The following is a 15,681-nucleotide window of genomic DNA, read 5'->3' as shown; positions in this document are numbered from 1 at the left end:
ATGCCGTGCCTGCCTATATTTTTTCAATCATTAGGAGGGGTAATGCGAGATGAGTTCGTTAAGTTCATCCATTTCCCGATTTATTCGCGAGCTTCTGGCTCCGCCGGGAGACGTTTGCCTGACATGCGGCAGCAGGACGAAACTCGTTCGGGAATGGCCGGGGATATGCCGGCGCTGCGCCGGGGCGATCCCGTGGATTTTTCGGCCCCGTTGCGCGTATTGCGGGAGAGCCATCGGCTGTCCGGATTGCCTGCGGCCCGATGCCCGGCTGCGGTCTTTTGTCATGAACCGAAGCGCGGTCAGATACAACGAGATGATGCGGGAATGGCTCGCCCAGTATAAATACCGGGGACATGAGAGATACGCAGCGTTAATCGTAAAAATGCTCAGCCATGCTTTTGTGAGGATGCAGCACGAGATCTCTTCCTTGCAGCGGCAACCCAGCCTGTCCCGAACTGACCAGCTTTGGCGGCCGGATCTCGTGACGTACGTCCCTGTCAGTTCAGCCCGGCTCGCGGAGCGGGGATTCAACCAGGCTCAGGTGTTTGCCGAAGGTTTGGGGCGGCTTCACGGGCTTACGGTCGCCGACCTGCTTGTGCGAAGCAGGCATACCGAAAAACAAAGCTTCAAAACACGGCTCGAGCGAATCCAATCGATGCGAAGCGCTTTTGAGTTTAGCGCAAGGGGTTTTCATATTTGTGAAAACAGCAGCCGGGTTATCCCTCCGTCGGATGCCGTCCCGGGAACGATGCGGATTTTGATCGTAGACGACATTTATACGACCGGCGGCACCCTTAATGCCTGCGCGACCGTGATCCGGCAGGGCGTCAGGCGGGAGACCGGCATGGATCCCGAAATCTATAGTTTGACCTGGGCCCGTTCGTAACGGGCTTTTGCGCATGTCCGGAGTTTGTAGAGAGCAAACGTCTCCGGGATATTTTCATGGAAATCTTTTGGGCTAAATCCGTTAGTTATCAAAATGTCTGGTTTAAATATGTGACGGAATTCGCTCAGAAGATTTGAGGGATAGACGAAGTGCGGGAGAATAAGGTAATCTAGTGGTATATCATATTTGTTGTACTTTAAGGATCCGTCACAATTCGAAACGGTTTTTCGCGAATTTGGCCATCCTTTTGAGGAAACACGGGAGGTCGTAAAACATGAATCTGGCAAATTGTCCCCGCTGCGGCAAATTGTTTGCGGCTAATTTCAGAGACATATGCCCAAACTGCATCAAGGATATTGAACATGAATACGAGATTTGCGTTCAATATTTGCGTGAAGAGAGAGGGGCAACGATTCAGGAGCTTTCCGAGGCGACCGGAGTCTCGGTCAAGCAGATCACCCGGTTTATACGCGAGGGCCGCATTTCCGTCATGAACGCCCCGAATTTGATGTATCCATGCGAGGTATGCGGAACCTTGATTCGCGAGGGGCATATGTGCGACTCTTGTCGCACTCGGCTGACGAAGGAGCTGACCCGGGCCGCGAGCAGCGAGTCAAATAAGACGTTAGGCACGGGGGAAGCAGGCGAAGGAGCCTACCGCGTCGTGGATAAATTTCATAAATGACGTACCAATAGCCTAAAAACAACATAAGCTATTAACAATGTTTCTATGACGACCGATAAACTTAGTAAAGCTTATCGGTTGTCTTTTTAGATACGGAAACTTTTGAGTTTTCATGCAACTAAGGCGAAGTCCGATCCGTATCAAAAGCAACATGTGAAACGCGACCTATCTTCGGAGAAAATACAAACGCCAGACATTTTTCTTTTAGAATATAGCGTCTTCTATTGGCAGCGATGCCGAAGCTAACCTATATTCGCAAGGGAACTTCTGCAAAAGCGGCCTGTCCGCAACAAGTCGCAGCGATAGACGTTTTTTATTCAAAGTGAGGTGAACAAACATGAAAGTGAACGACACAGGACGGTTAGGCGGTATTAATCCATACCAGCGAAATGTGGAATCACGCGAACATCATGTTGAGAAAAAGAAACGGCAAACAGACCAGGTGTCCTTTTCGCCGGAAGCTCTCGAAATGCTGGATGACGCCAAACGGGCCCAGGACCCGGAACGCGCCAAACGAATTCAGCAGCTGAAAGAGTCCGTGGCGACGGGAACCTACCATGTGGATGCGGGCAAGCTCGCCGAGAAGCTGATGCCGTATTTCAAATCCTACAGTAAATCAGGTGACAAAGAGTGAGCGTAGAGCAGGTCATCGTCGCAATGGATCAATTAAACGCTGCGTATAACGAAATGATTCAGGCCGGAGAAGAGAAAAAGCAGGTCATTATCCAAAATGACATCCAAGCCCTCACCCAGATCATGACGCGCGAGACCCGGCTGATGAAGCAGATTGCGGAATACGACGCGAAGCGCGAGGAGGCCATGCTGGCATTTTTGCGCGAGAAGGGAATCCGTTCCAAGCTTCAGCTTACCATCACGGAATTGACGCGTCTCGTGTTCGAGCCGGGAGAAAAGCAGAATTTGATTGATGCCCAAAAACGACTGACGGAAACACTTGTAACCTTAAAAAACATAAATCAGTTAAACAAAGAGCTAATAGATCAATCCTTGGCATTCATCGATTATTCGTTGAATCTGGTCGTCAGTCGTCCCGAGGATGACATGTTATACAAAAATCCAGCGCAGCAAAAAACGACGGGCGGCAATAACCGCGGTTTTTTTGATGCAAGAGCATAAGAAGCGGGGGAAAAAGGATGACGTCAACGTTTCATTCCATAGAAGTTGGGAAAAGGGGGATATTGGCGCAGCAGACGGCACTGAACACGACGGGCCAAAACGTGACGAATGCCAATACTCCGGGATATTCGAGACAAACGGTTCACTTGGAAGCATCCCGGCCGCTGTTTTATCCCGGACTCTTGATGTCGACGGCACCGGGGCAGCTTGGCATGGGGGTCGAAGCAACCAGCATTACGCGCGTCAGGGATTTGCTGCTGGACGTCCAGTACCGCAACCAAAATACGGATCAAGCGACGTGGGCGGTCAAGCAGGAAACCTTGTCCAACATCGAGGGGATCATTAACGAGCCTTCGGAGGACAGCATAGCCACGAGCATCTCGGAATTTTGGAATGCATGGCAGCAGCTCAGCAAAAATCCAAGCGCTACGGACCTGTCTGCGCGTACGGTGGTTCAGCAGAAAGCCATCGCCCTGACCGAAACGTTTAATCATATCGCATCTCAGCTGAGCATGTTAAAAGACAATATTACGGAAAAAATCAACGTCAAGGTGAACGAAGCGAATAACTATATTACGCAGATTTCCGATCTCAGCCTGATGATCGCCCGCATCGAAGGGCTCGGGGACAATGCCAACGATCTTCGCGACAAACGGGATCTGCTTGTGGACCAGCTGTCCAAGCTCGGCAACGTTCAAGTGACCGAAACCGACGATAACTATCAGGTGATTTTCGGGACGACGGCCGTGGTCGACGGGCAAACCTCCACCCAAATCACGGCGGCGGACGCAGCCAACCTGACGAAGGGGGAAATCGCGGGATATTTCCAATCCAGGGACGTACACGTGGCCGAATACGCCAAACAGCTTGACATTATGGCCAATACGCTCGCTACCGGCAAGGTTGAGGTGACGCTGCCCGCAGGTTCGATGATCCCTCCGGGCGTTACCATTCCGAATGCCCAGTTCGATCCTAACGTGCCCGGCAAGCTGGCAGCCGACGTGAAATATACGGTCGACGGGCTGAACGGACTGCATAAACTCGGGTATACGCTTGCCGATCCGGCAACCCCGGGGAAAGATTTTTTCGTGACTTCGGATAACTCCAACGCCTTCACGGCGGCTAACATTCGAGTGAATTCGGATATCCTGGCGGATTTGAAAAACATCGCCGCTTCGATGCGGACGGAAACCGTCACCGCAAACGGGGTTACGCAAACCAAGGTTCTTCAAGGAAACGGAGATTTGGCGCTTCTTATTGCCGGCCTCGCCGAGAAGAAGTTTAATTTTAATCCGAACAATAATAACGGCGCCCTTTCGGCTGAGGGGACGTTCGGCGGATATCTGCAGTCGGTGATCGCCCAGCTTGGAACCGACACGGACCATGCCGCGAAAATGATGGACAACGGCACTCTGCTCGTTCAACACGCGGACAACCTGCGGCAATCGGTCAGCAGCGTTTCCTTGGACGAAGAGATGTCCGACCTCATTAAATTCCAGCATGCTTACAGCGCGTCATCCCGGATCATTACCTCGATGGACGAAATGCTGGACAAGCTGATCAACGGCACCGGCATCGTAGGCAGATAAACCCAGCGTAGATAGGAGATGAACTCATGCGGATTACACAGTCGATGATGAACAGCTCGATGATGAGCAACTTGCAAACCAACTACCGGAGATTGGATAAAACGCAGGAGCAGCTGATGACCCAGCGCCGCCTGAATCGCCCTTCCGACGATCCGGTCGGCGTGTCCAGCGCCCTGAAATATCGAGCCGAAATCAGCTCGACCACGCAATTTAACGAAAACGTCCAGGACGCGGATTCCTGGATGAAGTTCAGCGACACCGTCATGACGGAAGCAACCCAAATCGTGCAAAGACTTTCGGAACTGGCCGTCCAAGGCGGAACGGATACGGTGCCGGCGGATGCGCGGAAGAACATAGCTGCAGAAGTGGACGAATTGTACAAACAGCTCGTTTCGCTCGGGAATTCGCAGTTTAAAGGGAAATATATTTTTAACGGCGAACGTGTAAACGAGCAGCCTTACCCTGACGATCCAGCCAACCAACCTTACAGCCTCGACCAAGGTGAGGTCGAATACCAAATCGGTGCGGGGATTTATGTCGGGGTCAATACGAACGGGGATAAAATTTTCGGTGTTTCAGGCGATCCGAACGGACTGTTTAAAGTCGTCGATAACCTAAAGCAAGCATTGTTGGGAGACAGCACGGCAGGAATCCAAGCTGCAATCCCCGCTTTGCAAAAAAACCTTGAAAATATCATCACAACCCAGGCGGAAGTCGGCGGAAAACAAAACCGTCTTGAATTCACGCTGAATCGCCTAGATGACTTGAATTTGAACTATATCAGTCTTCAATCCAAAGCCGAAGATGTGGACATGCCGTCCGTCATTTCCGACCTGAAGACGGCAGAGAGCATTTATCAGGCTTCCCTGGACACCATGGCGCGCATTATCAGACCAAGCCTGATGGACTTTTTAAGATAGGAGTCAGGTAGCCATGAACATCCCCCGGATACAAATTCAGCAAGGATACAGTAAAATTGGTCTGGAAACGACACGGGGACATTACAGCATCGAGCAGCCACGACCTGAGCTGAACATGAAACAAGAACCCGGACGGCTGGAGATAAACACGGAAAAGTCCAAGCTTGAGATCGATTCCCGGAAAGCCTGGTCTGCACTCGGCGTGTCCCGCATTGCGGAGATGAATGACCGGATTGCCCAAAGCGCATTGCGAATTTCGTATCAAAATATCGGCAATATTGCAAGCGATGGGGACCGCATGATGCAAATTCAGCACAAAGAAAGAGCCTTTGGGGAGATTGCCAGGGATAAGGTTTTTCGTGAATATCCGATCGAGATATGCGGCGAACCGGGGTTTGATAACGTAGACATTACATATACTCCATCTAAAATACACATGAATTACGTTCCGGGATCCGTTACTTTTGACGTCAAAACGAGCAAACCTGTCGTAGATTATTATCCTGGCAAGGTCAATCCTTACCTGATTCAGAAGAACTTTATATCCATAAGTGTCACTGGCCAATCCATGGATGCAGTGATCTAAATGACAGTGATAAGATAGTTGTAATTGGCAACCGCTCAAGTACGACTATCTTTTTATATGGAGGTATTTAACCATGATCATAACTTCGACCCGGTTCGGCGAACTGGATATTCCGCAGCAGCAAGTCTATCGGTTCATCGAACCTTTATTCGGCTTTCCTGAGCTCCGTGAATATATTGTGCTTCACCAGGAATCGGAGGATATTTTTGAATATTTGCAGGCGGTCGGCGAACCTGACCTTACGTTCATTGTGGTCGATCCCTTCACCTTATTTCCGGAATACGAATTTGACTTGAGTGACGTGTGGAAGGAACGCCTCTCCATTGACTCGGCCGAAGACATTGAAGTGAAAGTGATTCTGACGGTCAGGTCCCAAAGCGACATTACCGCGAACCTGAAGGCGCCGATTATATTCAATACCCGTAACAAAAATGCCGTGCAAATCGTATTGGACAACTCCCCGTATTCCATTCAGCATTCCTTGCTAGGGGGGGAGAAGTAAATGCTTGTTCTATCGAGGAGTAAAGGGGAAAAAATCGTCATCAATAACGATATCGTGTTGACTATTTTGGAAGTGTCCGGAGACCATGTGCGTATCGGGATCGACGCTCCTCCTGAGGTAACGGTATACCGCGAGGAAATTTACAAAGCGCTTCAGGACCAAAACCGGAGCGCGGCCGCCATTCAAGACAACGCCCAGCAATTATTAAGCCAGGTTTTAAAAAATAAGAAAAATGAAAAATAATATGCGTTTAGCTATAAAAGAAAATCTTGGTTCGTCCGATATATAAATTAAGAGATGATAGCTAGGTTTTAACGGCCGTAAACCTGAATCTATCAATCTAATAGAGGATGGCGCATGGAAGCGCCGTCGACATTCCAAGGAGGAATTTTAACATGCGTATTAACCACAATATTAGCTCTTACAACACTCAGCGTCAGTTGTCTTTCAACAACACTCAATCTTCGAAATCTTTGGAAAAGCTTTCTTCGGGATACCGGATTAACCGTGCAGCTGACGATGCTGCTGGCCTGGCTATTTCCGAAAAAATGCGCAACCAAATTCGCGGTTTGGAACAGGCAAATAAAAATGCTCTCGACGGCATTTCTTTGATCCAAACGGCTGAAGGTGCGTTGAACGAAACTCATGCCATGCTGCAACGTATGGCTGAACTTTACGTTCAAGGTGCGAACGAAGTTTTGACGACTACGGACGCTGCGAAGATTGACAGCGAAGTACAACAGTTGTCTCAACAAATCGACGCGATCGCCAACCAAACCCAGTTCAACACCAAGAAATTGCTTGATGGAACGGTAACAAACGTAGTATTCCAAGTTGGCGCTAACAGCAACGAAACGATTTCTCTCGGACTGACTGCAGCTCTGGCAACGGCATTGAGCGTTCAATTCGGTGGCGCAGGCTTGACTGCATTGTCTGCTAGTACTGCTCTGAACACGGATGCAGCCGCCAACTTGTCTGCCGTACAAGTGGCTATCAACAAGGTTTCCGAGATCCGTTCGAATCTTGGTGCTGTCCAAAACCGTCTGGAACACACGATCAACAACTTGGGAACTACAGCAGAGAACCTTCAAGCAGCTGAATCCCGTATTCGTGACGTTGATATGGCCAAAGAGATGTCCGAATTCACGAAGAACAACATTCTGCAACAAGCTGCAACGGCAATGTTGGCTCAAGCGAATCAGCAGCCTCAAGGGGTTCTGCAATTGCTTCGTTAATTTCCAATTCAGGCCGGCCGGGAAACCGGTCGGCTTTTTTTCTATATTCGTACGAGAGTGAATGGGAGGGAAAAGGGTGAAGGTTGAGCACAACTCAACATCTGCGTTCCTAATACCAGGGTTGAAAGATATTCACTCCTCCGCTTTGTTGAGTCAGTCTGAATCGGGAAACGCACCAAACAAAGAGAAATATACGGTAGAGGAACTGGCAGATAAATTGAACAAAAATTTAGCTGAAGCCGGAACTCATATTAAAGTGAAGCTCCATGAAAAAACCCACACAATCATGGTTTCGGTTGTCTCGAATGAGACCAATGAGGTCGTGCTCGAAATTCCTCGGGAAAAACTTCTGGACATGATGTATAACATGTGCGTTCAAGTGGGTGTGTTTTTGGATGAGAGAATTTAGAAAGGAGAAAATGCCGTGGCCTCTCCAATTAGATTAACCGGATTTAGCGGAATGCTGGATACGGATAACTTAATCAAAGATTTAATGAAAGCTGAAAGAATTCCTCTTAGCAATATTCAAAAGAAAAAGCAGTTCACCCTTTGGCAGCGCGAAGATTATCGATCGATGAACACAGCATTGTTATCTTTTCGAACCGCAGTTAATGATCTGCGTTTTGAATCGAGTTTCCAAACCGTAAAAGCCAGCTCCTCCAATTCCGGTGTATTAGAGGTAGCGTCCGGTGGAGCAAACCCGAGTTTAAGCAAGGTTAACGTCACGAAATTGGCGACGTCGGCAACAATTATCGGCGGCCAAGTGACACAATCGACGGCTGATCCGGTGAACGTAAGCGGTACAGTGACAATTACCGGCTCATCGGGATCGGCAGATATTACGATAACTTCCGGTACATCAACAATCGACTCCATTGTGAAAGATATCAACGGCAATGCTGCCAAAACCGGAGTAAAGGCTAGTTTTGACAGATCAACCGGAGTGCTGTACCTTAGTTCAAGTTCGACAGGGTCTTCCTCCAAAATCGAAATTACTTCGAACAGCGGCACTAACGCATTGGTTGAGGTTTTTAAATTGGATACTTCCAAGTTGTCAGTCACAGGCGATGATGCCGAATTTACCGTTAACGGCGGGGATCCCATAAAGTCAAGCTCTAATACCGTAACGATTAACGGTGCCCAAGTGACGCTGCGAGGTAGCGGCGAAGCTACCATTAGCGCGGTTACGGATCGTAGCGGAGCGATCGACAAAATCAAGGAATTCGTAAACAAATATAATGAAATAATTGACTTGTTTTCCACTGCTGCTTCCACGAAGCGGAATCGGGATTATCAGCCTCTAACGTCCGAAGAAAAAAGCGCTATGTCGGAGAACGAAATCGAACTGTGGGAGAAAAAAGCAAGAGCCGGTACGTTGTATCAGGATAGCTTGCTAACAGGAGCGCTTGGGTCCTTTCGTTCCGCACTGAATACACCTCTTGAATTGTCTGATAAAAGCCAACTGGATATGTTGTCTGACATAGGGATTAAAGTGAAGTCAGACTGGCGCGAAAACGGAAAGCTGGAAATCGACGAAGCCAAATTAAGCGAAGCTATTAATACTCGTTTTGATGAAGTCGTTCAGTTGTTTGCCAAAACCTCCGATACAAAGGCCGATACCCCGGAAAATGCCAAGAAACGCAGAGGGGAGCTTGGCTTTGCCGAGCGTATCTATGAAGAAATAACAAAACAGTTGACGAGTTTTACTAAAAAGATTGGTTCCGGATCGATTGAAGCCCTCGATGATAGTGTGCTGGGGAAGCAACTAAAGGAATTGGGACAAAGAGAATCGGATTTGGAACGCAGATTGGAAGATATTGAAACGAGATATTACAAAAAGTTTACGGCTATGGAGCAAGCCCTTCAAAAGCTTAACAGCCAAGGTTCATGGCTATCTTCTCAATTAGGATAATGATCTTATCTTATACCTACAACACGCTTAATAGATTAATTACATGGAGAGGTTAACATGCAAAATGCTCAACAACAGCACATGCAATATTTGAAAGTTCAGGTCGAGACGGCAAGTCCGGGAGAATTGACGTTGATGTTGTACCAGGAGGTCGTAAAAACGCTATTAAAAGCCAAAAAGTTGTACTCTCTGGGCATGAATGAGGACTTGAACCAAGCATTGCATAAGGTCAGAAGCATATTTAATGAACTAATTATCACATTAGACCTTAAATATGAGATTTCTCATGAACTAAGGGACTTGTACTTGTTTTACAATCAGCATTTGACTAATTTCATCATTAACAAAGATGAAGCCGTATTAGATGATACATTAGAATTTGCTAGAGGAATGGTCGAAACCTGGAAGCAGGCTTTGACATTGGTGAAAACAGGGGGAAGTATTTCTAATGTATAATTTGGAACTATCTTCTGCTATTGAGCGAGCTTCGGCGATTTACGAAGATCTTTTGACTAACCCTAGTTTTGAAAGATATGAAGAAAAGGCAGGGGATATTGACCAAATTTTTGATTATCTTAGACAACAGGAATTTAGTCATGAGGAACGTAAAAAGCTAGAAAATTTAAAAAAATTGCATGATGAACTCATCAGTAACATCTTACATGAAAAAGCGAGTTTAGGTGAACAGATAGCTGCTTTGGATAAGAAGAGAAGAGTAACGAATCAATACGGAAAGATATCTAATTACTATGGTCAGGATGCCTTTTTTATTGATTACAAAAAATAAATAGGAGGTACGTGAGTGAAAAGGCCCTTGTCTAAGGTAGTGTATTTATTATTGGCGACCATCTTGCTAATCGCTCAATTTCCGCTTTCAGCTAGCGCAGCTGCTACGAGCACGGATACGGTACAAGTATCAAAAACGGTAGAACCGTCAAAGATTTTGTCGGGCGAAGAGGCTGATATTAAGCTTAATGTGCAAGGCTCAGGAGATGTAAGTTTTGTTAAGCCAAATGATATTATATTAATCATAGACCGCTCAGGTAGCATGGCACCGACTTACGCGCCGAATAATGGCGAAGACAAAATGAAAAACGCCAAGGAAGCTGCCAAAGGATTTATCGATTTAGTCGATTTCTCAAAACACAGGGTTGGTGTGGTTGACTTTGCAAGTAATACCAGCTATAAAGATTTGTCAACAGATCCAGCAGCTTTGAAGCAGTATATTGATGGGATTAAAGCTAACGGGGGAACAGGAACCAGGGATGCCATCAAGTTAGCCCAACAATTGTTGGCAAATCATAGAGCGGATGCACAACCAGTTATTATTCTTATGACGGATGGACAAGCTACGGAACCGTCGCCTGACAGTTATGCTCGCCAGGTTGCCCTCGAACAAGCCTCCTCCGCCAAATCGGAAGGGATTGTTTTTTATACGATTGCGCTTTTGTTGAAAAGCGAGAATCCGGATACGAGCGCTCCGAATTTATTGATGAAGGATATGGCTACTACGGCTCACCACCATCATTTCGTACTCGGCTCTGTAGGTTTGGCGGAAATATATAGAGCCATTGTGGATGAGATTGGCGTGGCCAGCGCCTATGATGTCACCATAACGGATACAGTAGCTCCTGAATTCGAGATTGTGCCGGACTCCTATAAAGATAATATTCCGCAGCCAATCGTAACAGGAAACACTTTAGTGTGGAAGTTTAATGAGTTGAAAAAAGAGACTCTTACATTATCCTATAAAATCCGTCATAAGGCGGGTGCTAAAGTAGGGAAACTTTCCGTCGGCGCACAAGACATCAATGTAAAGTATAAAGATTACTCCGGAAATCCTCATGAATATAATACGGCAAATCCAATTATCACTGTAAGCTATCCAGCACCGACGATTACTTCCGTTGTGAAAGACAACGGCAATATTAAAGGCGGAGAAACCGTTGAAATTAATGGACAGTATTTCCGAGACAACGCAAAGGTTTTTTTTGGAGGCACTCCCGCAACTTCTGTTCAATTCGTTGATTCAACAAAATTACTGGTAACGACACCTGCCGGGGCTCAAGGCCAAGTGGAAGTTAAGGTAACGAATGACGATGGCAAGTTTGCGACAGCAACGTATCGTTACTTGGCCGATCCGATTATTACGAGCATTGATCCTAATTACGGACCGCTTGCGGGAGGTAATGAGGTCAAAATCTCAGGGAATTATTTTTTGACAGGGGTTCAAGTGAAATTCGGCGACCAGCCAGCCACCGTAGTCTCGGTAGCTCCGAAGTTAATCGTAGTAAAAGCTCCAGCCTCTGCAGTTGCCGAATCGGTCGACGTTAAGGTGATCAATCCTGATGCTACCGAAGTGACGGTTGAAAAAGGGTATACCTATGTGCTGGGTCCAGAATTATTGTCGCTTACGCCGGATCACGGCTTTACACTGGGCGGCGAGTCGGTAACGTTAAATGGTACAAGATTTATTGACGGTGCCAAAGTTTATTTTAATTCGGTACAAGTGCCGGCGACTTTCGTTTCAGATAAGGAACTGGCAATAACGACTCCGCCATGGGCTGCCAACGAATCGGTAAAAGTTAAAGTGTTGAATCCGGACGGGCAGTATTATGTGCTGGACAAAGGGTACACTTACGTCTATCCACAACCTATTATTACGGGGATTGAGCCCAAAGAAGGCCTTGTTGCCGGAGGAACGGTAGTTAAAATAAGCGGCTCCCATTTTCTTAATGGAGCAAAAGTATATCTAGACAATACATTAGTTTCTGCCGTTTCTTTTATATCGGATAAAGAAATTCAGTTCCGTACGCCTGCATGGGCTCAAGCCGACACGGTTGATTTGAAAGTAGTTAATCCGGATGCGCAGGAAGCTGTATTGGAAAACGCATTTACGTATTTGCTGCCTGCCGCTCCTACATTGAGCGGGGTAACACCTGCGGAAGGACCAACTGCCGGCGGAACATCTGTAACCCTTAAAGGAACCAATTTCCTGACGGGATCAAAATTATATTTTGATACTAAGGAAGTTGCAATCAGCTCTTTAACGGCAACTCAAATCGTAGCTAACACCCCAGCATGGAGCACTGCTGAGAAGGTAGATATCAAGCTTGTTGATCCATATGGCAGGGAATCCGTATTGGCCGACGCATTCCTATATATTGCACCGCCTCCTCCTCCAGGTCCTTCCATTTTGAGCGTAACCCCTGATTCAGGGCCGCAGGCTGGCGGAAACATTGTAAGTATTAAAGGTACTGAATTTGCCAACGGCTTGAAATTGTATTTCAACGATACTCCAATAACGACGTTCAGTTACATGGGCAAAGAACTGATTAGCGTAAAGATGCCTGCATGGTCTACTGCAGGAATCATTAGCATTAAAGTGGTGAATCCGGACGGCCAAGAATCCGTTCTGGCGGATGCATATACTTATATTGCCCCTCCACCTCCTGAGGTAATTTCTCTTTCGCCAAATAAAGGGTTAATCTCAGGCGGGACAACGGTAACGTTAACTGGGGCTAACTTTGTTAATGGAGCAAAAGTTAAACTTGGAGATAAGGAAATGGTAACAACCTTTAATTCCTCTTCTCAATTGACATTTAAAACTGCTGCTTGGACAAATCCAGAAACCGTTGATGTTACGGTTATAAATCCGGATGGGCAGTTGGGGACATTGCAACAAGGGTTCACTTTTGAAACTCCACCACCGCCGCCGGCTCCTGTAGTTCATAGTGTTTCCCCTGATTCCGGGCCGCAAGCAGGTGGCACTATAGTCACTATTAAAGGTGAAAACTTTGTTAACGGAGCTAAAGTTTTGTTGGGGCAAAAGGAATTCGCGGCGACATTTATGAGCGGTACAGAACTTATGATTCGTACACCTTCTTGGACTAGCGGTGAAACTGTGGACGTAGGTGTTGTTAACCCTGATGGACAAAAGGGAGTACTGCAACAAGCCTTTAAGTATATTGCGCCACCTCCGAAACCAGCGCCTTCTATTTCTGCCGTGACGCCTAATAGTGGTGAAACAACCGGAGGAGTCATTGTTTCTATAAAAGGGGCAAACTTCGAATCCGGATCAAAAGTGTATTTCAATGATACGTTGATTGCCTCCACATATTACTCCTCCTCGGAGTTGCAACTAAGATCTCCAAAGTGGAGTACTAGCGGAGCGGTAAATGTTAAGGTCGAAAATCCGGATGGGCAAGTTTCGGTATTGGAAAATGGTTTTACGTATATTCTACCGCCGCCTCCTCCTGCCCCGGTAGTCGAATCCGCTTCGCCGAATAGCGTAGTTACGACCACGCCAACGAATGTAACGATTACCGGTAAAAACTTTGTTAATGGAGCAAAAGTAAGATTGGGAACTGTTGAACTTACAGCAACGTTTTATAGCGCTACCCAGTTAGCGGTCAGGACTCCTGTATGGAACCAACCGGGGGCAGTTGATATTACGGTTATTAATCCGGACGGCCAAACAGGCGTTTTGAGCGGAGGCCTTAATGTTGTGCTCCCTCCACCGCCAACGATTACATCGATCTCGCCTAATAGCGGACTGAATACAGGCGGCACGGTGATAACAATTATAGGAACATCGTTTACTTCAACCAGTAAGGTGCTGATTAATGGCGTTCAAGCACCTGCAACATTTTACAGTTCTACAGATCTTCGGGCAAAAGTGCCGGCAAGTACGGCAGTGGGACCGGTCGATGTTACGGTTCTGAACAGTGACGGCCAATCCGTTGTTCAAACGGGGGGATTCACATACACCGCCCCTGCTCCCAAGCCAGCCCCAACGATTACTTCGGTAACCCCCAATAATGGATCGAAGAGCGGAGGGAATATTATCAGCGTTGTAGGTACGAATTTCGAAAGCGGGTCAAAAGTTTACATTAATGGTGTATTGGCCGGATCGTCGTACTTTAGTTCGACGAATCTACAGGTTCGAGTTCCTGCATCATCCGTAACAGGGCCCGTAGAGGTCAAAGTAGTGAATGTGGATGGTCAGGTAGGCGTATTGGCAAATGCCTACACCTATAATTGATTAGCTGTTTTTTATCATTCAGCAGGTGTCGTGTCGAGTAGACTCGGCCCCTGCTGTTTTTATGATAGGGGGATATTTCATGAATGAGGTTTCGGTTTGCATGATTGTTTTTAATGAAGAGAAGCATATTGAAAAATCGATTTCCTCCGTTAAACCTTACGTTAACGAAGTGATTGTGGTCGATCACCACTCGACGGATCGTACTTTGCAAATTGCGAAGGATCTGGGGGCACGAGTAATATCCAGAGATTGGGGATTCCATTTTGCCGAAGCAAGAAACTATTGTATCAGTTTAGCTAAGAATCCGTTGATTTTAGTAATGGACGCGGATGAGGAAATGGTAACTTCAAAAGAAGAGCTTGAACAATCATGTATAATTCTGGAAAACAATCCAGACAGTGCCGCCAGGATCGAAATTCAAAGTGTCACTTCTCCGAATACGATTTCAACTTCTTGGATTACAAGATTATTTCATAACAGGCCTGGCCATAAATATTATGGCAGAATTCATGAGCAGTTGCTTTATTCGGGTGAAGAACCAAAAATCGTTAACTCTATGATTAAATTTAACCATTCTGGTTATTTACCGGATCAAATAAATGAAAAGAATAAGATCAACCGTAACCTTGAGCTATTACTAACAGATCTTAAAGACTCGCCAGATAATGCATATCTGTTATTTCAAATCGGCCGTTCCTATGAGATAATGCAAGATTGGCCTAGTGCGATCCAATATTACTCGGTGGCAAAAGAAAAGATTGATTACCGTTCTCAGTACTTCAGCAGTCTTTTATATCATATGGCGACAACACATATGAAGTCAGGACGTTGGAGTGACTTCTTTGAAATCGTTCAACAAGCCCTCAATATTTATCCGGATTATACCGATTTATATTATATATATGGGTGCGGGTTAATCGAATCCAGAAACCCCAACTGGTTTAACCAAATCCCTGACGCTTTTCATGCCTGTATACAGTTAGGGGAAGCCGACTCGAAAAAGTATGAAACTGTAATTGGGGTAGGCTCATTCCGTGCACACTTTAATCTGGGGCTTTACTATGAATTGTCCGGATTAAAGGATAGAGCGATTCATCATTACAGGATTAGTTCCGAACAGGGTTTCGACAATGCTTATCAAAGATTGTTAGTACTTACAAACAAGAATTGAGGAATGAAAATGTCTAG

Annotated in this window: 16 protein-coding genes; all 16 read left to right on the top strand. The window is 46.5% G+C overall.

The window, feature by feature from the left end; translation table 11 throughout:
• The first annotated feature begins 49 nt into the window (after positions 1-49).
• Complete coding sequence (locus NYE48_RS25665; RefSeq protein ID WP_341000369.1) at positions 50-886, top strand: ComF family protein; 837 nt, start codon at positions 50-52, stop codon at positions 884-886.
• Positions 887-1,160: 274 nt separating this feature from the next.
• Positions 1,161-1,571 (top strand): TIGR03826 family flagellar region protein, encoded by a 411-nt coding sequence (locus tag NYE48_RS25660; protein ID WP_212949831.1) that lies wholly within the window; start codon positions 1,161-1,163, stop codon positions 1,569-1,571.
• 337 nt (positions 1,572-1,908) lie between these two features.
• Positions 1,909-2,205, top strand: coding sequence for a flagellar biosynthesis anti-sigma factor FlgM (gene flgM, locus NYE48_RS25655; protein ID WP_212949832.1), 297 nt, complete (start codon positions 1,909-1,911; stop codon positions 2,203-2,205).
• A complete protein-coding gene (locus tag NYE48_RS25650) occupies positions 2,202-2,705 on the top strand; it encodes a flagellar protein FlgN (protein ID WP_341000368.1) in 504 nt (167 codons plus the stop codon). Before flgM ends, NYE48_RS25650 begins: the two co-directional genes overlap by 4 nt.
• Positions 2,706-2,722: 17 nt before the next feature.
• Positions 2,723-4,294, top strand: coding sequence for a flagellar hook-associated protein FlgK (gene flgK / locus NYE48_RS25645; protein ID WP_341000367.1), 1,572 nt, complete (start codon positions 2,723-2,725; stop codon positions 4,292-4,294).
• Positions 4,295-4,320: 26 nt separating this feature from the next.
• Complete coding sequence (gene flgL, locus NYE48_RS25640) at positions 4,321-5,214, top strand: flagellar hook-associated protein FlgL (protein ID WP_341000366.1); 894 nt, start codon at positions 4,321-4,323, stop codon at positions 5,212-5,214.
• A 13-nt stretch (positions 5,215-5,227) separates the two neighbouring features.
• On the top strand, positions 5,228-5,800 hold the full coding sequence (locus NYE48_RS25635) for a DUF6470 family protein (RefSeq protein ID WP_341000365.1): 573 nt from the start codon (positions 5,228-5,230) through the stop codon (positions 5,798-5,800).
• Between the two features lie 73 nt (positions 5,801-5,873).
• Positions 5,874-6,302 (top strand): flagellar assembly protein FliW, encoded by a 429-nt coding sequence (gene fliW / locus NYE48_RS25630; protein ID WP_341000364.1) that lies wholly within the window; start codon positions 5,874-5,876, stop codon positions 6,300-6,302.
• Positions 6,303-6,545, top strand: coding sequence for a carbon storage regulator CsrA (gene csrA / locus NYE48_RS25625; protein ID WP_341000363.1), 243 nt, complete (start codon positions 6,303-6,305; stop codon positions 6,543-6,545).
• A 152-nt stretch (positions 6,546-6,697) separates the two neighbouring features.
• A complete protein-coding gene (locus NYE48_RS25620) occupies positions 6,698-7,537 on the top strand; it encodes a flagellin N-terminal helical domain-containing protein (protein ID WP_341000362.1) in 840 nt (279 codons plus the stop codon).
• Between the two features lie 76 nt (positions 7,538-7,613).
• Positions 7,614-7,946 (top strand): flagellar protein FlaG, encoded by a 333-nt coding sequence (locus NYE48_RS25615; RefSeq protein WP_341000361.1) that lies wholly within the window; start codon positions 7,614-7,616, stop codon positions 7,944-7,946.
• A gap of 15 nt (positions 7,947-7,961) precedes the next feature.
• Positions 7,962-9,449 (top strand): flagellar filament capping protein FliD, encoded by a 1,488-nt coding sequence (fliD, locus tag NYE48_RS25610; protein ID WP_341000360.1) that lies wholly within the window; start codon positions 7,962-7,964, stop codon positions 9,447-9,449.
• Positions 9,450-9,506: 57 nt separating this feature from the next.
• Positions 9,507-9,905, top strand: coding sequence for a flagellar export chaperone FliS (fliS, locus tag NYE48_RS25605; RefSeq protein WP_341000359.1), 399 nt, complete (start codon positions 9,507-9,509; stop codon positions 9,903-9,905).
• The gene (locus NYE48_RS25600; RefSeq protein ID WP_341000358.1) at positions 9,898-10,236 is read left to right on the top strand and encodes a hypothetical protein; all 339 of its coding nucleotides are present in this window, start codon (positions 9,898-9,900) and stop codon (positions 10,234-10,236) included. The genes fliS and NYE48_RS25600 overlap by 8 nt, the downstream gene beginning before the upstream one ends.
• A gap of 15 nt (positions 10,237-10,251) precedes the next feature.
• A complete protein-coding gene (locus NYE48_RS25595) occupies positions 10,252-14,493 on the top strand; it encodes an IPT/TIG domain-containing protein (RefSeq protein WP_341000357.1) in 4,242 nt (1,413 codons plus the stop codon).
• A gap of 79 nt (positions 14,494-14,572) precedes the next feature.
• The gene (locus NYE48_RS25590; RefSeq protein ID WP_341000356.1) at positions 14,573-15,664 is read left to right on the top strand and encodes a tetratricopeptide repeat-containing glycosyltransferase family 2 protein; all 1,092 of its coding nucleotides are present in this window, start codon (positions 14,573-14,575) and stop codon (positions 15,662-15,664) included.
• Positions 15,665-15,681 lie beyond the last annotated feature (17 nt).

The sequence above is a fragment of the Paenibacillus sp. FSL M7-1455 genome (genome assembly GCF_038004655.1).
In the GTDB taxonomy this organism is placed as follows: Bacteria; Bacillota; Bacilli; order Paenibacillales; family Paenibacillaceae; genus Paenibacillus_AQ; species Paenibacillus_AQ cookii.
Note: the sequence above shows the minus strand (reverse complement) of the source record. Positions and strands in the feature narration are given on the sequence as shown.